The following is a 17274-nucleotide window of genomic DNA, read 5'->3' as shown; positions in this document are numbered from 1 at the left end:
AAAATGGGCGCCGCGGCGCCCGTTTTTGTTTCCGCGCTTCCTTAGCGCAGGCGCATTCCCTGCTCATCAAACAGCAGGCAGTGTGCGGCAGAAAAGCCCAGTTCAACCTGGGTTCCCAGATCGCGCGTGGTTGCTTCGCGCTCTTCCACCACCAGCATCTCTTCACGCCCGATGTCCAGGTAGAGGTAGTTGGTGTGGCCCAGCATCTCGCCATAGGCCAGCTCGCCGTGAAAGCGCAATGCCTCCGGCGTCTGCGCGGCAGGCTGGAAATGCTCGGGACGAATTCCCAGCGTCACGGTTTGCCCCTCGCGGCAGTCGGCGGCGATTTTCAGCACCAGCCCCTCAATCTTCAGTTCCGGCACCCGCAGCTGCACTTCACCCTCGCCCGTGGCGCTGATTTCCGCCCGCAGGAAGTTCATTTTTGGCGAGCCGATAAAGCCGGCGACAAACAGGTTATCCGGGTCGTGATAGAGCGTCAGCGGTGCGCCGACCTGCTCAATGCGGCCCTGACGCAGCACGACGATGCGGTCAGCCAGCGTCATCGCCTCCAGTTGATCGTGGGTGACATAAATCATGGTGTTGCCGAGCGAGGCGTGCAGCCGCGCAATCTCAATCCGCATCTGCAAACGCAGCTCGGCATCGAGGTTAGAGAGCGGCTCATCGAACAGGAAAATACGCGGATGACGGATAATTGCCCGGCCAATCGCCACGCGCTGCCGTTGTCCGCCAGAGAGCGCGCGCGGCAGGCGGTCGAGCAGTTCGGTGAGATGCAGGCGGGCGGCCGTCCGGGCAATCGCCTCATTGATCTCCGCCTTAGACTTCTTCATTACCTCAAGCGGATAGGCCAGGTTGCCGCGCACCGTCATGTTGGGGTAGAGCGCATAAGACTGAAACACCATAGCAATGCCGCGCTCGGTGGCGGGCTGCTGCGTCATGTCCTGCTCCTCAATCAGCAACTGACCGCTGCTGATCTCCTCCAGCCCGGCGATCATCCGCAGCAGCGTCGATTTGCCGCAGCCGGATGGCCCGACAAACACCACAAATTCGCCGCTGTTGATCGTCAGATCGATGCCATGAATGACATTAACGTGTTCATAAGACTTCTTCACATTCTGCAAGCGCAGGCTGGTCATCGGCTACCTCACTCAGAGTAACTGGCCCATGTAGATGGCATTGCTGCGCAGGATTGGGGTGAACCCCATGCGCTGATAAAAGGCACAGACCTGCTCATTCTGCAGGCTGACGCCAAGATGGACACCGCTGACACCGGCAGCGCGCAGCGCCGCCAGCTCATGCTCAATCATCCGGCGACCCCAGCCGCCTTTCTGTGCCGCCGGCAGCAGGTTGATATGCAGATGAGCGGGCCACTGCGTCACCAGCGTGTCAGCGGCCTGGTCAGGATGGCGTATTGCGTCGAGCACTTTGCTGTCGAGCGGCGCGCTGGCGCTGCGATCACGATATTTCTCCTGCAGCTGCGGCCACCATGCGGCCTGTAGCTGCGCTTCAAACGCGCGGGTATCGGGCGCGGCGACCACATAACCCTGCACCTCACCGTCCCGCTCCAGCACAAAAGCAAAGTCAGGCGCGAAACGCGCATAAGGCACAGCAAAACGCTGGCCGGGATAGTCAGGATCGGAATAGAGCGCGCGGGCATCGCCACCTGCATCGGCTGTTTCCAGGCAGATGCGGTAGAGCGCCGGGTAGTCCGCCGGGGTGGCCGGACGAATGACACCTTGATTCGCCATGGTGAATTCTCGTGAGTGAGTGAATCGGTCAGGGATTGAACAGATCCGCAGATAAAAGTTACGTTAATGAAAGTGGACTTAGTTTTCAAGATAGAATAATTACCTTATCTCACTAACACGGGCGCTTCGGCAATGTTTACCGGCATCGGGATGCACAACTGTGATCGCCAACACGCCCGGATCGTGGCGGCTGGCAGCAGATTCACGGCCAGTGAAAGGGGAAAAGTGTGAGCGTGATAGGATTTTCGTATGTTTTATCAGGAGGTTATTTTGCGATGATTGCACTGGCATCTCCTGCTGCAGAAAAAGTAGCTGGCGACGCACCGCCACGGTTAATCGCGTAAATGCCAGCGCAGTGTGCTGTATTTCACGCCATGCCGCTGTTTATTTGCGCGTGCTCACAGCGTTGCAATTCCCCGCGCAGGCTGTTTGACTTTATTTTTTTATTAAAGTAAGTATGAGTGAGTGCGTTTGTGTGCGGCTGCAGCCTGCAGGATGTCAGGCGGTGAGATGAAAGGATGCCGATCCTGGTCTGAAGAAGGTGAGCATAATGTCTGTTTCCTCCGTTCGTTCGTTCCGAATTCGCAATGTGGGTCGGCTGCTGGCAGCGGGCCTGCTGGCGGGCAGCGTCTCGCATGCCGCCCACGCCGCCGTTACCCTGAATGAGTGGGATATCTACAACTACCCGGAGCAGACTGCCGCGGTGGATGAAGGGATTAAAGAGTTTTCCCAGCAGAATCCCGGCATTGTGATTAACCGCTCGGTTCACTCCTTTGAAGATACCCGTATTCCCCTGAAGCTGGCGCTGACCGCCGGTGATGGCCCGCAGATCGCTCAGGTCAACCAGGGCGGCGGCGATATGGGCTCGCTGGTTAAAGATAAGCTGCTGCTGCCGCTCGACAGCTACGCCGCCAGCAACGGCTGGACCACACGCTTCCCGGACTCGATTCTGAAACGTAACCGCTGGTCAGACAGCGGCGAGTTCGGCAGCGGCAAACTCTATGGCGTCGCCAGCCTGGGCGAGATGGTCGGGCTCTATTACAACAAAGCGCTGCTGGATAAAGCAGGTATTGCCGTGCCGAAAACGCTGGCTGAGCTGGAAAGCGCGATGGCGAAACTGAAGCAGCAGGGCACCGCGCCGATGATGCTCGGTCTGCTGGATGGCAACATGGGCCAGCAGCTGCTCAGCACCCTGTGGCAGGCGCAGATTGAGAGCCACGACCGCAAGACGCTGGATAATCTGATTTACGATGTGGGCGGCACCTTCAAAGACAGCAAGCTGGTCAATGCCGCCTCTATGATGAAGAGCTGGACCGACAAAGGGTACTTCTTCCCTGGCTTCCAGGGCATCGGTCACGACGATGCGGCGACGCTGTTCCAGAACGGCCAGGCTGCGTTCCTGGTCAGCGGCACCTGGTATCTCGGCCAGTTTAAAGACAACAAAGATATTCACTTTGCCGCGATGCCTGCCGGTGAAGGCGTGAAGCAACCGCTGATGGTGGGCGGTACCGATCTGGCGTTCTCCATCACCAGCACTGCCAAAGGCAAAGACCAGCAGGAAGGTGCGGCGAAGTTCATCAACTATATGGTCTCTGATGCCATGGCGAACCGCTGGCTGAAGGTGGGCTTCCTGCCTGCCAGCACCAACAAAGCGGCGAAAATGCCAGCGGACAATCCGCTGCTGGCCGAGGCGTATCAGGTCTGGCTGACACTCAATGATTACGACGGTTTAGGTCACTACGTGGACTGGGCGACACCCACCATGAACGCCGAGCTGAATCAGAACGTTCAGCTGCTGCTGGCAGGCCGTCAGACACCCGATCAGATGGTAGTTAATTTTGATAACAACTATCAGCGTTACCTGAAAACGCTGAAGCATTAAGCCGGAGGCCCGGCGAACAGCCGGGCCTGAGCCTCGTTCTGAACCACGAGTAGAGTTATGTTGAATTTAAGTGGCTGGCGTAATTTTCTCTATGTTCTGCCTGCGGTGCTGGTCTATGCGGTGTTTCTGCTGTTCCCGCTACTGGCCTCGCTGGGCATCAGTTTTACCGAATGGGACGGCACCTCGCTGCCGGTGTTTAGCGGCGTCAGCAACTATCTGCGGATGTTCAGCGATCCGGTGTTCTGGATTGCGCTGGGCAATAACGCCATCCTGATGCTGTTCTATACCCTGTTGCCGATTGGCGTCGGCCTGCTGCTCTGCAGCTTTCTGTATGACACGCGCAACAACAGCGAACGCAGCGTGCTGCGCATTCTCTTTTTCCTGCCCTACATCATGCCGATGGCGGTGCTGGGCGTGGTGTGGCGCTGGCTCTATAACCCGGCGTTTGGTCCGATCGACCAGATATTACGCGCAATCGGGTTGCCCCAGCTGGCGCTCTCCTGGCTGGGTGATTTTACCTGGGCGCTGCCCGCCGTGGGTCTGGTCGCCACCTGGTACTTCTTCGGTTTCTGTCTGGTGCTGTTTATGGCGGGCCTGCAGCGCATGGATCCCTCACTGCTGGAAGCGGCCGATCTCGATGGCTCGTCGCGTCGCCAGAAGTTTATGCGCATTACGCTGCCAGGCCTGCGACCCGAGCTGCGGATTGCCCTGCTGCTGACGGTGATCGCCAGCCTGAAAGCCTTTGACCTGGTCTATGTGATGACGCAGGGCGGCCCGGGCACCTCCACCATGGTGACCAACATCTTTATGTATAAGCAGGGCTTTGATCTGCACTACTTTGGCTACGCCTCGTCGGTGGCGGTGTTCAGCATGGTCATTGTTTTAGGGATTAACTATCTGATCCATCTGGCCTTAAAGGAGCGTTACTGATGCGAAGCACGCCGGTGATTTCACGCGCGCTGATCTGGATCGTGGCGCTGATGACGATTCTGCCGTTCCTGATGGCGCTGATGACGTCGTTCAAAACCCAGATGGAGCTGTTTCAGGGGGTCTTCACGCTGCCCGCCTCGCTGAATTTCAAAAACTACCTGACCGCGTGGCAACAGGGCCACTTCAACGTCTACTTCCTCAACTCGGTGCTGGTGGTGATTCCGGTGGTGCTGTTCAGCGTGCTGCTGGGCATTCTGGCCGGGTTCGGTTTCGCGTGGCTGAAAATCCCTGGTAAAAAAGTCATCGGAGCGATGCTGGCGCTGGGGATGGTATTGCCGAGTGAAGCCTTTATCATTCCGCTCTATCACGAGCTGCGCTGGATGGGGCTGACCAACACCTATCTGGCGCTGATCCTGCCGCAAATTGCCCTGTCGCTGCCCTTTACCACGCTGATGATCGCCAGTGCTTTCCAGCAGGTGCCGAAAGAACTGGTGGAAGCGGCGGTAATGGATGGGGCATCGCGGGTCAAAATTCTGTGGGGCATTCTGGTGCCCGCTATCTGGCCGACCCTCTCAACGCTGGGGCTGCTGCTGTTTATCTGGACCTGGAATGAGTTCCTGATCCCGCTGATTCTGGTCAACAAGGATGAGTTACGCACACTGCCAATTGGCATGATGTTTTTCCAGAACAAAAACACCATCGACATTCCGGTGCTGATGGCGGGCGCGATGATTGTGATTATGCCGCTGATCGTGGTGTTCCTGATTTTCCAGCGCAAGTTCATCAGCGGCGTCACCGAAGGGGCCGTGAAGTAATCTTTGATAGCCCGCACGAAACGGCGCACTGGCGGCCAGACAAAGGTTTGCCGCGCCGTATCGTGCTGCAATTCCTCCTCCTCAATCCTGCGGGAGACGCATGATGCACCTTTCCCTTGCTGATTTTCACCCTGTCGCCGATGGCGAAACCCCGGACACGGCCGTGCTGCAACGCGCTATGGATCAGATTGCGGCGGCGGGCGGTGGCCGTCTGACCCTGCCTGCCGGGCGTTATCGCAGCGGCTGCCTGAATCTGCCCTCTGATTTTGAACTCCATCTTGAAGCGGGCGCGGTGCTGATCGCCAGTCAGCGGCTGGCTGATTACCAGGCGGTACAGGCGCTGAGCTGTGCTGAGAAGTCCCACAATGTGCTGCTCTATGCGCTGGGCCAGCGCAATATCACCATCAGCGGCACCGGCCGTATAGACGGTGACGGTGAAGCCTGGTTTGCCGCTGAGCGTGACGAGCAGGGCTATCGCCTGCCGCGTGCGGACCGGCCGCGGATCATTGTGTTTGAAGATTGTGAGCAGGTAACGCTGACCGCTTTTACCATCGTGCAGGCGCCGATGTGGACGGTGCATCTGGTGAGCTGTCGCCATGTGCATATCGACCACCTCACCATCGACAATGCCATGACCATGCCGAATACCGATGCGCTCGATATCGACAGCTGCGAAGCGGTGTTTGTCAGCAATAGCTATCTCAGTGCTGCCGATGATGCCATCTGCATCAAAACCACCCATAAACCGGCCGCGCTGCGGCGTCCGGCGCGGCAGATTATGATCACCAACTGCCTGCTGCGTAGCTACAGCTGCGCCTTTAAAATCGGCACTGAAACCTGGGATGATGTGGAAGATGTCACGGTGACCGGCTGCACCATTTTTGATTCCAACCGTGGCATTGGCATTCTGTCGCGTGACGGCGGCGCGATGCGGCGTCTGCTGTTCAGTAATCTGACTTTTGCCTGTCACCATGCGCCGCCCTGTCACTGGGGAAAAGCCGATCCGCTGCATATTTCGGTGCGCAGGCGCGATCCCGCCATTACGCCCGGTATCGTAGAGCAGGTGCAGTTCAGTAACGTTACGGGCGTGGCGGAAGGGGCGATTAACCTGCATGCGGCAGAACCGGGCTGGATACGCGATGTGGTCATCAGCCAGCTGCAGATGCGGCAGACCGTGGCACCGGTTGCTCAGGGACACTATGACGTACGGCCGCCCTGTAATCCGGACTCCCCGACCGGCATGGGGCTGGATAACGCCTACAAACTTGACCCGAAAACCGGCGAAGCTTTTGGCGTAGAGCGCTATCCCGGCGGGCTGCCGGGCCTGTTTGCACGCGGGGTGGAGAACCTGCAACTGCACAGCCTGGCGATAGTACGACCGGAATCGTTACCGCCAGGCTGGCACCCCGAGTGCGTGGTGCAGTTGCCGGACTAAATCACAGCGCGGCGGCGATGGCCATACCGAGCTGTTCGGTGCTGGCGCTGCCGCCGAGATCGCGCGTCAGGTGCTCACCCGCTGCCAGCGTGCGTTCAATCGCGTCTAACACCGCATCACCTGCCGCTTTGTAGCCGAGGTGCTCCAGCATCATCGCGCCACACCAGATCTGTCCGATGGGATTGGCGACACCTTTACCGGCGATATCGGGCGCAGAACCGTGAACCGGTTCAAACAGGCTGGGGAACAGGCCTTCCGGGTTGATATTGGCCGAAGGGGCGATGCCGATAGTGCCGGTACAGGCCGGGCCGAGATCGGAGAGGATATCGCCAAACAGATTGCTGGCGACCACCACATCAAACCAGTCCGGATGCAGCACGAAGTTAGCGGTGAGAATATCGATGTGATACTTATCGACGCGAACATCGGGGAACTGACCGGCCATGGCTTCAACGCGGCTATCCCAGTAGGGCATGGTGATGGCAATGCCGTTCGATTTGGTGGCGGAGGTCAGGTGTTTCTTCGGCCGACTCTGCGCCAGCTGATAGGCAAACTTCAGGATGCGATCGACGCCGGTGCGCGTCATCACCGTCTCCTGAATCACCACTTCACGTTCGGTGCCGGGGAACATGGTGCCGCCGACGCTGGAGTATTCACCCTCAGTGTTTTCGCGTACCACATAGAAGTCGATATCGCCGGGCTGACGGTTCGCCAGCGGCGCTTTGACGCCTGGCATCAGTCGCACCGGACGCAGATTCACATATTGATCGAACTCCCGGCGGAACTGCAGCAGCGAGCCCCACAGTGAAACGTGGTCGGGCACCACATCGGGCCAGCCGACTGCGCCAAAATAGATCGCATCAAAGGCTTTCAGCTGTGGAAACCAGTCGTCAGGCAACATTTTGCCATGCTGCTGCCAGTAGTCGGCACTGGCGTAATCGAACCACTCCCAGCGCAGCGGAATGTTAAATTTCTCTGCGGCCGCATTCATTACACGGACGCCTTCCGGCATCACTTCTTTGCCGATGCCGTCGCCAGGGATCACGGCAACAGAGTGAATTTTGTCAGTCACAGGGTACCTTTCCGGTTGATGTTCGAATTGTGTACGCAGTATAACTGTCGCTTACGGGGAAATAATGAGCCTGAAAGGCAATCCAGTGTTGAATAAAAGTAGAGAATCCCGCACCTCCACCGATGATTTAGCCTTCTTTGTTCGCCTGGCTGCGCTGGATAGCCTGACTGCGGCGGCGCGCGAACTGGGACTGTCGCTGGCGGCGGTCAGCAAACGTCTGAGCCAGCTGGAACAGCGGCTTGGTGTGCAACTCCTGCGCCGCACCACGCGACGACTGGAGCTGACGCCGGAAGGGCGCCGTTATCTGGCGGGTGCGCGTCCGTTGCTGGATCAGCTGGCGGCGCTGGAAGAGGCGGTCAGCGGCGAAACCGCTCAGCTGCGCGGCACACTTAACATTAACGCCTCATTTGGCTTTGGCCGTCGGCATATTGCGCCCTGCGTCTCGGCTTTTGCCGCGCTGCACCCGGAACTCTCGCTGTCGCTGCAGCTCAGCAGCCAGCCACTTAATTTTCTTGATGCCCACATGGATATTGATATCCGCGTCGGGGAACCGCCCGACTCACGGCTGGTGGCGCGCAAACTGCGTACCAATCCGCGCATTCTCTGCTGCTCACCCGCCTATGCCGCCCGGCACGGTCTGCCGGAGACAGTGCGCGATCTGGCACAACACAACTGCATTTTACTGCGCCAGCACGACAGCGATTTTACCCTGTGGCGACTGACCAGCGGCGAACAGAGCATCAATCAGAAAGTGCGCGGCAGTCTGATCACCAACGATGGCGAAGTGGCGATGCGGCTGGCGATGGATGGGCATGGCATCTTGCTGCGTTCCTGGTGGGATGCGCAGCACAGTCTGGCGACGGGCGAACTGCTGCCGGTGTTACCCGACTGGCAGGCACCGGATGGCGATATTTTTGCGGTCTGGCAGGCGCAGCGTCAGCTTCCGGCGCGTATTACCGCATTTGTGGGGTTTCTGCAGAGCAATCTGCAATCGGTTGATTAGCCAGGCTTTTAAAGGCAGTTTCTGGCGCGGCCAGACGCCTGCGGACAATAAACATACCGCATTAAGCTGATTCGGTTGCGTCAGCGTGCCGCTGCGTTTACAGCGTTTTAGCGGCTGCGTATGATTCTTATTCTTTTTATTTCCTGCCTGTCCTCTGCGTTGTGGCCAGCCGGGAGCAGCAGGCAGATAGGGGAGTTAAGTATGAAAGCGTTGTTCAGTCCGCGTACAGCGGCACTTACACTGGCGATGGTGACCACCTTCAGCCTGACGGCGTGCCAGATGCCGGCGAAAAAAGTGGATGCCAGCGCGCCGGTGGTGATGCAGCCCTCCAGTCCCGATAACCTGATTCAGCGCGAGCTGGGTGAAGGTTTGTATGAGATGGCCTATCTGCCAGCAAAAAATGCCCTCTATGTCGCCAGCGCGCAGGGATTTAAAGATATCAGCGGCGGCATGATCTACCGTCTTGATGCTTCCACGCTGCAGAGCACCGGCGCGGGACACTTCGACCTGAAAAACTTTGGTCTGATCAGTGCGCCTGACGGCAGCGCGCTCTACGCCACCAACACGCTGGATGGCGGTATCTCTAAAATCGATCCTGATAACGGTAAGGTGCTGAAGCGCCTGATGTTTGACGAGAAAAACGAGAAAGGCATGCCCTATGGCACGCGTGAAATCTTTCTGCATGACGGGCTGCTCTATGTCGGCGGCGTGGGCGATCCGGGCGTGATCTGGGTGGTTGATGCCAAAACCCTGACGCTGAGAACCCGGATAAAAAATGCCGGGAAGTGGGTCACAGGCATCATCTTCTCGCCGGTCAGCGACCGGATTTATGCGGCGAACGGCAGCGGGGAAATCCTGGTGATCAATCCGCGCAATAACAAAATCGAGCAGCGCCTGACGACGGGTGACGGGCAGGAGTATCTGTTCCTGAATATGGCCGAGGATCCGGCAACCGGTCGTCTGTTTGTTACGGATAATTCAAAAGCGAAAAATACGCTGGTGTTTGATGAGCGCAGCGGCAAGGTCATTAAGCGTCTGAATCTGGGCGACTCACTGGGGATTAAGTTTAATGGCAAGCGCAATGAGATTTATATCAGCCAGCGCGAATCGAAGAAGGTGCTGCAGCTGGATGGCACCACCTATGAGGTGAAAAACAGCTGGTCATTTGATAGCCACCCCAACAGTCTGCTGGTCTCACCGGACGGGCAGACCCTGTTCGTCACCCTGAAGCAGGGCTTCAATGACGATCACAGCAGTCAGGGGCTGGATGGCGTGGCGCGTATCACACTGCAATAAGAAAAGGCGGCATCGCTGCCGCCTGTATCTTTACTTAGCCACACCTTCTACCAGCACCACGCGATAGTTCGCGCCTTTCAGACGGTGCGCTTTGGCAGCCTGATATTCCGGGCTGTCATACCAGGCATGTGCGGCTTCGCGGCTCGCGAATTCCAGAATCACCACGCCTTCTGCTTCCTGTCCTTCCAGCGTTTCCAGTTCGCCATAAAAGGCGAGAGGATTGATCTGATGATCGCCGCGAGCCTCGCCCGCTTTCTCGGCATAGATCGCCATTTCGTCCTGGTTCAGGGTGTTATCACGAATAAATACAACATATGCACTCACAGGTCTCTCCTTAAGCTTTTTTATCCTGGGTTTTGGTATCGAAGTCAGCGGCATCATGACGCTCGTGCAGCTGATCGGCCGGGTCGCCCATGACACGGTTGACCTTACGGCCACGAATTACAGCAGGACGCAGCGCGATCTCTTTCGCCCAGCGCACCACATTTTTATAGGACTGCACATCCAGGAATTCGGCACCGCCATACTGGTCATTCAGCACCATGTTGCCGTACCACGGCCAGGTGGCGATATCAGCGATGGTGTAGTCATCACCGGCCAGATAGCGGTTATCTGCCAGCTGACGATCCAGCACGTCGAGCTGACGCTTCGCTTCCAGCGTGAAGCGGTTAATGGCGTACTCAATTTTTTCTGGCGCGTAGTGATAGAAATGACCGAAACCACCGCCCAGGTAAGGCGCTGAGCCCTGTAACCAGAAGAGCCAGTTCAGGGTTTCGGTGCGGCCAGCGATATCTTTCGGCAGGAAGTAGCCATACTTCTCCGCCAGATAGAGCAGGATGTTGCCCGATTCAAATACCCGAATCGGCGGCGTTGCCGAGTGGTCGCTCAGCGCCGGGATTTTCGAGTTCGGGTTTACGTCGACAAAACCGCTGGAGAACTGATCGCCTTCGCCGATACGGATCAGCCAGGCATCATATTCCGCATCGTTGACGTTAAGCGCCAGCAGCTCTTCCAGCAGGATGGTCACCTTCTGGCCGTTAGGCGTGCCAAGCGAATAGAGCTGTAAAGGATGCTTGCCGACCGGCAACGCTTTTTCATGGGTGGGACCAGCGAACGGACGATTAGTTTTAGCGCCGTTACCTTTGGCTTCAGGGTCCCAGGTCCAGACTTTTGCGGGCTGATATGCATTTTCCGACATAATGAAAGTTCGCCTTATGGTGTGGTATTGGTCTGGAGTGTAGCAGGTGCTGCGAAGGGGGTTTAACTCTGCTGGCTGCGCAAGGCCGTGCTGCAGGGGGCTGATGTCAGGCGGGCAGCGGCACTGGAGAAAAGTGAATAAAAGTGTGTCAGGCAGGTGGTTCGTTATCCTGAGCGGAGGTGGCCGTGCAGTCAGCAGCGACTGCACGGCAGGCAGGGTTACAGCAGTTCACGCTCAATCAGTTCGCGGGTTTCTACCGCCTGAACCTTCATCTTTTCCGGGTAGCCAAACAGAGACGCCGCGATGATCGGTTCACCGCCGACTTTATAACTGCGGGTGGCAAAGCCGGTGTCGCGCAGCGTTTTAAACAGGGTGTCGAAGTCCACTTCGCCTTCGCCCACGCCGACATGCTGGTGAATGGTGGCATCCACCCCTGGCGGGTTAACGATGTAGCGACAGTGTTTTGTATGGTTCATGGTGTCGGCGATCAGCATGTGTGACAGATCGTCACCGGCATACTCCAGCATCGGTTTCACATCACCTTTGCCTTTGTCATAAAAGAAAGTGTGTGGCGCGCTGTAGATATACTTCACATTATCGCTGCGGAACGACTTCACGATATCCACAGTTTCGTTGTTCTCTTCGCAGAAATCCCACGGATGGGCCTGGATTTCGACGCGGATGCCTTCACGTTCGATGATCGGCAGCAGCTCTTCCATGGAGCGATAGAACATCTCTTCACAGATTTCCGGCTCGTTAGGCGTGCCGGAGAGTTCGGTGTTGATCACCTGCACACCCATCTCAACCGCGATCTCGATCATCCGCTTCCAGTTCTTCACCGCCGCCTGACGACGCAGCTCATCCGGGCCGGACCAGCGATAGACCACGATAAACGAGGAGATCTCCAGCCCGGTGGCGTTTAACGCATTCTTATACTCGGTGATGATTTCACGGCTGGCTTTAGGATGCTTATAAAACGGGTTGATCTGCGGATGCGGCGACTGTTCGATATATTTGTATCCCCAGTCGGCCACCTGATGAACCATACGGGTGATGCCTAAATCTTTAATCACATCCACATCAAAAGCGATTTTCATCTTTCTGCTCCGGGCACATTAAGGTTGCTGTTCTTCATTGAAGGTCACGCCAATCTGCTGCCTGACGTTGTCCATCGTGGCCAGGGTGGTAATCGCCTGGTCAAGCGAATGGATGGGTGAATCGATCCGGTTCTGACCGATACACCAGGCGAAATGGTTAATTTCATGACAGAGCTGTTCATAGCGGCTGGCAGGCTCCTGCCACTGCAGGCGATGACGCCGATCGCTGGAGGTCAGGGTGAAGTTACCAGGCGCATAGAACTGGCCCGCCAGTTCCAGCGTGGCCTCGCGTCCGGCGATCACCGCGCCGCCTGGCGTGTTGCTGAACAGGGTGGTATTCAGCACCGAATGCATGCCGTGCTGATGGGTAAACAGCATCGACGTCTGACCGTTTACACGCCCAGCCGGGACGGGCTGGCCCCGGGCGACGATCGTGTCAGGCGCACCGCCGCCAACAAACACGCTAAGCGCCACCAGATAGCTGCCCAGATCCAGCATCGGGCCGCCCGCCAGATCGGCGTTGAAGATGCGATGGTCTGGTGTGAAAAACTCGCCATGATCGGCAATCAGGGTGTGAACATCGCCGAGCACGCCATCCTCCAGCAGCTGACGGATAACGTCATATTTCGGTGTGAAGTTGCACCACATCGCCTCCATACAGAGCAGGTTCGCGGCAGCGGCGGCCAGTTTAAGCTGTGTCGCCTGCTGAGCATTCAGCGCCAGCGGCTTTTCAATCAGCAGATGCTTTCCGGCGGCAATCGCGCGCAGACCATCGGGAAAATGGTGGTTGTGGGGCGTAGCGATATAGACCGCATCAACATCCTCCCGCGCCAGCAGCACGTCGATACTGCCCGTGGCATGGCTGATTGACCATTTGTCGGCAAAGGCCTGTGCTTTTGCCGGGTCACGCGCAGCCACCGCCGTGATCTGCTGGTGGGTATGCTTGCGCAGTGCATGGGCAAAATGGTCGGCGATCCAGCCCGGCCCGATAATGCCCCAGCGCAACTGTGGTACCTGGCTGGCAGCGGTCAGGCGTGGAACCGGAAGCGTTGAAGGGAACATAACTTTTCCTTTTATACGTGCAGGCAGGTGCTGCTCAGGGCTCCACTATAGAAAGCCCGCCGTCGTCGCTCTAACCTTTTAATGATGTGATCCCATCAACCCGATCGGCGCAGGATTTTTATCCGTTTTAGCAAATGGGCGTTTTAAAGAGAATGCAGAAAGAAATGAATGTTTCATTTTGCGAGGACGATCAAGATTAACGCTGACTTTCTATCAAATAAATGAGAGGAAATGGCTGTGCCGCGATAGAGTGTTGATGTCTCAGACAACAGAATATATAGGCGTAGCCGTCAGCCAGCGCTACAGAGAGCAGAAGCAGGGAGAAGGATGATGTCAAAAGTGACGATGACCGCTATTGCGCAGGCGGCGGGCGTGGGCGTGGCCACCGTGGATCGGGTGCTGAATGGACGCGCGCCGGTGCGCAGCGTGACCGAGCAGAAAGTGCTGGCTGCGGCCCGCGAGCTGGGCTATCACCTGACGCAGGCACACATCCGGACAACATCGCCGCTCGCTGCGGCAACAGTTCGCGTGAGCTTTATCCTGCTGCCTGCTCGTTATTCGTTTTATCAGCAGCTGGGCGAGATGCTGAAACAGCAGCTGAAGGCTCAGCAGCCACAGGGCAGCGAACCTGAGTTTTGCTGGCATGATATTCACGAAGTGGAGGCGGTGGCGCACTCGCTGCGTCTGCTGGCACAGCGCAGTGATGTAATTGCGCTGGTGGCGCTGGATCATCCGCTGATTCGTCACGCGATTCAGGATGTGTCACGACTGGGCGTACGGGTTTACGCGCTCTTTTCTGATTTCTCGCCCTGTGAGCATGCGGGGTTTATCGGCATTGATAATCAGAAAGCGGGACGTACGGCGGCCTGGATGGCACAGCATCTGCTGCGTCAGCCGGGATGCGTTGGGGTGCTGCTGGGCGATCACCGCTTTACCTGCCAGGAGAGCAGCGAGATCAGTTTCCGCTCTTACCTGCGCGAGTCAGGCATCAGCCAGCGGGTACTGGAACCGTTAAAAACGCATGAGTCGGGTGAAGGAGGCTATCAGGCGACCCGGCAGTTGCTGGACACCCATGATGATCTGGTGATGATTTATGCGCCCTGCGGCGGCATCGAGGGTGTGGTGCGGGCGCTGCGTGACAGCGGACGCAGGCAGATCGATCTGCTGTGCCACGGTCCGCTGCCCGGCGATGAGCTGGCGCTGATTGATGGCACCATTACGCTGATGTTGCGCCATCGTATTGATGCCATGGCTGCGGCGGTGATCGCCACCTGCCTCAACAGCCGGATGGAACAGCGCGACCATTTTGCTCAGGTGACCGTACCCTTTGAAATCGTGACGCGTGAAAACCTGTAGAAAGAGCAGGTTAGCGGGTATTTGATAGAAAACTATCATATAAAGAAATATTTAAACGCGATCTCTATCAAAAAATGAAACTTTCATTGTTGTCTGAGATGAAATTTTCATTTGATACTGCCAGCAGTTCTCACTGCACAGGCAGATATCATGACCTTTCACATTGCTAATGCGCCCTGTAGCTGGGGCGTCGACGATCCCGCTAACCCCTGGCTGCCGCCATGGCAGAAAGTCCTGACTGAAGCCGCTCTGGCTGGTTATCCCAGTATCGAACTTGGCCCCTGGGGCTATCTGCCAGCGGATGCAGCCGAACTGACCCGGCAGCTTAATGCGCATCAGCTTTCGCTGGTGGCGGGTACGATTTTTGATGATTTGGTCAGTGAAGCGAATTTCCCTGAACTGGTGACGCTCACCCACAATCTGTGTCGTACGCTGGCCAGCGTACCAGCCGCCGTCAAAACGCCCGGCGCCAGCGCGCCTTATCTGGTGGTCATCGACTTCGGGAATCCGGAGCGGGCGAAATATGCCGGTCAGTCAGAAAAAGCGCCACGGCTCTCCGCTGACGACTGGCAGCGCATGATGCGACACATCACCATTCTGAGTGAGATTGCCTGGCAGGAGTATGGCGTGCGACCGGTGATCCATCCGCATGCGGGCGGCTGCATTGAGTTTGCCGATGAGCTTGCGCGGCTGGTCAGTGATATTCCGCATCAGGTGGCTGGTTTATGTCTGGATACCGGCCATCTCTATTACGCCGGGATGGATCCGGTCGCTTCACTGCAACAGTACTGGACCCGCATCGATTACCTCCACTTCAAAGACGTTAACCAGCGGGTCTGGCGAGACGCCCTCTCTCGCGGACTCGACTTTTTCACTGCCTGCGCGCAGGGGGTGATGTGTCCGCTGGGGCAGGGCGCAATTGACTATCCGGCGGTGCGCACGCTGCTGACTGAGCGTAACTATCAGGGCTGGATCACCATCGAACAGGAGCGTGATCCGCGCCATGCCGACACCAGTCTGCGGGATGTTAAAGCCAGCCTGGACTATCTCCGATCAACAGGATTCTGAGGACAACAGCATGATTAACGGTAAAAAAGCGGCTAATCGCTCGCTGCGCTGGGGCATGATCGGCGGCGGCGGCACCAGCCAGATTGGCTATATCCATCGCTCTGCAGCACAGCGTGACGGAAACTTTGTGCTGCTGGCGGGGGCGTTTGATATTGATGCCGCACGCGGGCGTGAGTTTGGTCAGGCGCTGGGTGTGGCACCGGACCGCTGTTATCCCGATTATGCCAGCCTGTTCGCCGGGGAAGCCGCGCGTGAAGATGGCATTGAGGCGGTGTCTGTCGCCACGCCTAATAATACTCACTTCGCCATTTGCCGCGCGGCGCTTAATGCCGGGCTGCATGTGGTGTGCGAGAAGCCCCTCTGTTTTACGGTCGAAGAGGCGGATGAGCTGGAGCAGCTGAGCCGGGAGAAGCAGAAGGTTGTTGGCGTCACCTACGGTTACGCCGGGCATCAGCTGGTTCATCAGGCCAGGGAAATGATCGCCGAAGGGGCTCTGGGTGAGATCCGCATCGTTAACATGCAGTTTGCTCACGGCTTCCATAATGAGGCGGTGGAGTTGCAGAGTGAAAGTACCCGCTGGCGGGTCGATCCGCGCTTTGTCGGCCCGAGTTACGTGTTAGGCGACCTGGCGACGCATCCATTGTTTATCGCAGAAACGATGTTGCCACAGCTGAAAGTGACGCGTCTGCTCTGTTCGCGTCAGAGCTTTGTCGCGTCGCGTGCGCCGCTGGAGGATAACGCCTTTGTGATGATGGAGTATGACAACGGCGCAGTCGGCACGTTATGGGCGTCGGCGGTGAATGCCGGATCGATGCACGGGCAGAAGATTCGGGTCGTCGGATCGAAAGCCAGTCTGGAGTGGTGGGATGAGCAGCCGAACCAGTTGCGCTATGAAGTGCAGGGCGAGCCAGTGCGCATTCTGGAGCGCGGCATGGGCTATCTTAATCCGCGCGCGCTGGAAGAGGACCGCATTGGCGGAGGGCATACCGAGGGGTTATTTGAAGCCTGGTCCAATCTTTATCGTCGCTTCGCACTGGCGATGGATGCCACCGATCGCCGTGACACCGACTTCCTGCAGGATTTCTGGTATCCCGACGTGCATGCCGGATTAATGGGCGTGCGCTGGGTCGCGCAGTGCGTGAAATCGGCGGATGCCGGTGCGGTGTGGGTGGCGTGCTGAAGCAGAGGGCGAGCCACAGGATATGGCGAGTGTATCGAACCTTCGATAACGGGTTCGCTCCACAAAAGCAAAAACCCGCCAGAGGCGGGTTCTTTAAATATGGTGCCCGAACCCGGACAAAAATGCCGGGAGCAT

General features: G+C 57.5%; 16 protein-coding genes. 9 read left to right on the top strand and 7 right to left on the bottom strand.

What is annotated here, in order from left to right; genetic code table 11:
- Positions 1 to 41 precede the first annotated feature (41 nt).
- Both NR201_RS11810 and NR201_RS11805 read right to left on the bottom strand, forming a co-directional pair.
- Positions 42 to 1133, bottom strand: a complete 1092-nt coding sequence (locus NR201_RS11810; RefSeq protein WP_010252048.1) for an ABC transporter ATP-binding protein — start codon at positions 1131 to 1133, stop codon at positions 42 to 44.
- A 12-nt stretch (positions 1134 to 1145) separates the two neighbouring features.
- Positions 1146 to 1745, bottom strand: coding sequence for a GNAT family N-acetyltransferase (locus NR201_RS11805; protein ID WP_033759591.1), 600 nt, complete (start codon positions 1743 to 1745; stop codon positions 1146 to 1148).
- A gap of 550 nt (positions 1746 to 2295) precedes the next feature.
- Here NR201_RS11805 and NR201_RS11800 point away from each other — a divergent pair.
- From NR201_RS11800 to NR201_RS11785, 4 genes are all read left to right on the top strand, one after another.
- A complete protein-coding gene (locus tag NR201_RS11800) occupies positions 2296 to 3627 on the top strand; it encodes an extracellular solute-binding protein (protein WP_010252044.1) in 1332 nt (443 codons plus the stop codon).
- Positions 3628 to 3684: 57 nt separating this feature from the next.
- The gene (locus NR201_RS11795; RefSeq protein WP_010252041.1) at positions 3685 to 4557 is read left to right on the top strand and encodes a carbohydrate ABC transporter permease; all 873 of its coding nucleotides are present in this window, start codon (positions 3685 to 3687) and stop codon (positions 4555 to 4557) included.
- Positions 4557 to 5372, top strand: a complete 816-nt coding sequence (locus NR201_RS11790) for a carbohydrate ABC transporter permease (RefSeq protein ID WP_010252038.1) — start codon at positions 4557 to 4559, stop codon at positions 5370 to 5372. Before NR201_RS11795 ends, NR201_RS11790 begins: the two co-directional genes overlap by 1 nt.
- Positions 5373 to 5475: 103 nt before the next feature.
- Positions 5476 to 6807: a glycoside hydrolase family 28 protein gene (locus NR201_RS11785; RefSeq protein WP_256849818.1), complete on the top strand. Its 1332-nt coding sequence runs from the start codon at positions 5476 to 5478 to the stop codon at positions 6805 to 6807.
- Position 6808: 1 nt separating this feature from the next.
- Here NR201_RS11785 and NR201_RS11780 read toward each other — a convergent pair whose 3' ends face one another.
- Positions 6809 to 7879 (bottom strand): tartrate dehydrogenase, encoded by a 1071-nt coding sequence (locus NR201_RS11780; RefSeq protein WP_033787519.1) that lies wholly within the window; start codon positions 7877 to 7879, stop codon positions 6809 to 6811.
- 64 nt (positions 7880 to 7943) lie between these two features.
- On the opposite strand from NR201_RS11780, the gene NR201_RS11775 reads away from it, so the two are divergent.
- Together NR201_RS11775 and NR201_RS11770 are read left to right on the top strand one after the other, a co-directional pair.
- Positions 7944 to 8882, top strand: a complete 939-nt coding sequence (locus NR201_RS11775) for a LysR family transcriptional regulator (RefSeq protein WP_033769472.1) — start codon at positions 7944 to 7946, stop codon at positions 8880 to 8882.
- Positions 8883 to 9083: 201 nt separating this feature from the next.
- Positions 9084 to 10178 (top strand): YncE family protein, encoded by a 1095-nt coding sequence (locus tag NR201_RS11770; RefSeq protein WP_256849798.1) that lies wholly within the window; start codon positions 9084 to 9086, stop codon positions 10176 to 10178.
- A 30-nt stretch (positions 10179 to 10208) separates the two neighbouring features.
- On the opposite strand, the gene NR201_RS11765 is transcribed toward NR201_RS11770, so the two are convergent.
- The 4 genes from NR201_RS11765 to NR201_RS11750 form a co-directional block, all read right to left on the bottom strand.
- Positions 10209 to 10502 carry a DUF1330 domain-containing protein gene (locus NR201_RS11765; RefSeq protein ID WP_010252030.1) on the bottom strand — a complete coding sequence of 98 codons (294 nt, stop codon included), beginning with the start codon at positions 10500 to 10502 and terminating at the stop codon, positions 10209 to 10211.
- Between the two features lie 10 nt (positions 10503 to 10512).
- Positions 10513 to 11376, bottom strand: coding sequence for a glutathione-dependent disulfide-bond oxidoreductase (gene yghU, locus NR201_RS11760; RefSeq protein ID WP_010252027.1), 864 nt, complete (start codon positions 11374 to 11376; stop codon positions 10513 to 10515).
- A gap of 218 nt (positions 11377 to 11594) precedes the next feature.
- Positions 11595 to 12473: a sugar phosphate isomerase/epimerase family protein gene (locus NR201_RS11755; RefSeq protein ID WP_010252025.1), complete on the bottom strand. Its 879-nt coding sequence runs from the start codon at positions 12471 to 12473 to the stop codon at positions 11595 to 11597.
- 18 nt (positions 12474 to 12491) lie between these two features.
- Complete coding sequence (locus tag NR201_RS11750) at positions 12492 to 13535, bottom strand: Gfo/Idh/MocA family protein (protein ID WP_010672024.1); 1044 nt, start codon at positions 13533 to 13535, stop codon at positions 12492 to 12494.
- A 330-nt stretch (positions 13536 to 13865) separates the two neighbouring features.
- Between NR201_RS11750 and NR201_RS11745 the strand changes: the two genes are divergently transcribed.
- The 3 genes from NR201_RS11745 (at position 13866) to NR201_RS11735 (ending at position 17139) form a co-directional block, all read left to right on the top strand.
- Positions 13866 to 14891, top strand: coding sequence for a LacI family DNA-binding transcriptional regulator (locus tag NR201_RS11745; protein ID WP_256849817.1), 1026 nt, complete (start codon positions 13866 to 13868; stop codon positions 14889 to 14891).
- 150 nt (positions 14892 to 15041) lie between these two features.
- Positions 15042 to 15959, top strand: coding sequence for a TIM barrel protein (locus NR201_RS11740; protein WP_256849797.1), 918 nt, complete (start codon positions 15042 to 15044; stop codon positions 15957 to 15959).
- Positions 15960 to 15969: 10 nt separating this feature from the next.
- Positions 15970 to 17139, top strand: a complete 1170-nt coding sequence (locus tag NR201_RS11735; protein WP_010252017.1) for a Gfo/Idh/MocA family protein — start codon at positions 15970 to 15972, stop codon at positions 17137 to 17139.
- Positions 17140 to 17274 lie beyond the last annotated feature (135 nt).

The sequence above is a fragment of the Pantoea sp. Fr-CA_6 genome, from assembly GCF_024520895.1.
Lineage (GTDB): Bacteria > Pseudomonadota > Gammaproteobacteria > Enterobacterales > Enterobacteriaceae > Pantoea > Pantoea agglomerans.
The sequence above is the reverse complement of the archived record's forward strand: the minus strand, read 5'-3'. Positions and strand labels throughout refer to the sequence as shown.

Coding starts and splice junctions, on each gene's coding strand:
- NR201_RS11810 (WP_010252048.1), bottom strand. CDS start 1,133: ATGACCAGCCTGCGCTTGCAGAATGTGAAGAAGTCTTATGAACACGTT.
- NR201_RS11740 (WP_256849797.1), top strand. CDS start 15,042: ATGACCTTTCACATTGCTAATGCGCCCTGTAGCTGGGGCGTCGACGAT.
- NR201_RS11785 (WP_256849818.1), top strand. CDS start 5,476: ATGCACCTTTCCCTTGCTGATTTTCACCCTGTCGCCGATGGCGAAACC.
- NR201_RS11790 (WP_010252038.1), top strand. CDS start 4,557: ATGCGAAGCACGCCGGTGATTTCACGCGCGCTGATCTGGATCGTGGCG.
- NR201_RS11735 (WP_010252017.1), top strand. CDS start 15,970: ATGATTAACGGTAAAAAAGCGGCTAATCGCTCGCTGCGCTGGGGCATG.
- NR201_RS11800 (WP_010252044.1), top strand. CDS start 2,296: ATGTCTGTTTCCTCCGTTCGTTCGTTCCGAATTCGCAATGTGGGTCGG.
- NR201_RS11795 (WP_010252041.1), top strand. CDS start 3,685: ATGTTGAATTTAAGTGGCTGGCGTAATTTTCTCTATGTTCTGCCTGCG.
- NR201_RS11775 (WP_033769472.1), top strand. CDS start 7,944: ATGAGCCTGAAAGGCAATCCAGTGTTGAATAAAAGTAGAGAATCCCGC.
- NR201_RS11750 (WP_010672024.1), bottom strand. CDS start 13,535: ATGTTCCCTTCAACGCTTCCGGTTCCACGCCTGACCGCTGCCAGCCAG.
- yghU (WP_010252027.1), bottom strand. CDS start 11,376: ATGTCGGAAAATGCATATCAGCCCGCAAAAGTCTGGACCTGGGACCCT.
- NR201_RS11770 (WP_256849798.1), top strand. CDS start 9,084: ATGAAAGCGTTGTTCAGTCCGCGTACAGCGGCACTTACACTGGCGATG.
- NR201_RS11755 (WP_010252025.1), bottom strand. CDS start 12,473: ATGAAAATCGCTTTTGATGTGGATGTGATTAAAGATTTAGGCATCACC.
- NR201_RS11805 (WP_033759591.1), bottom strand. CDS start 1,745: ATGGCGAATCAAGGTGTCATTCGTCCGGCCACCCCGGCGGACTACCCG.
- NR201_RS11745 (WP_256849817.1), top strand. CDS start 13,866: ATGTCAAAAGTGACGATGACCGCTATTGCGCAGGCGGCGGGCGTGGGC.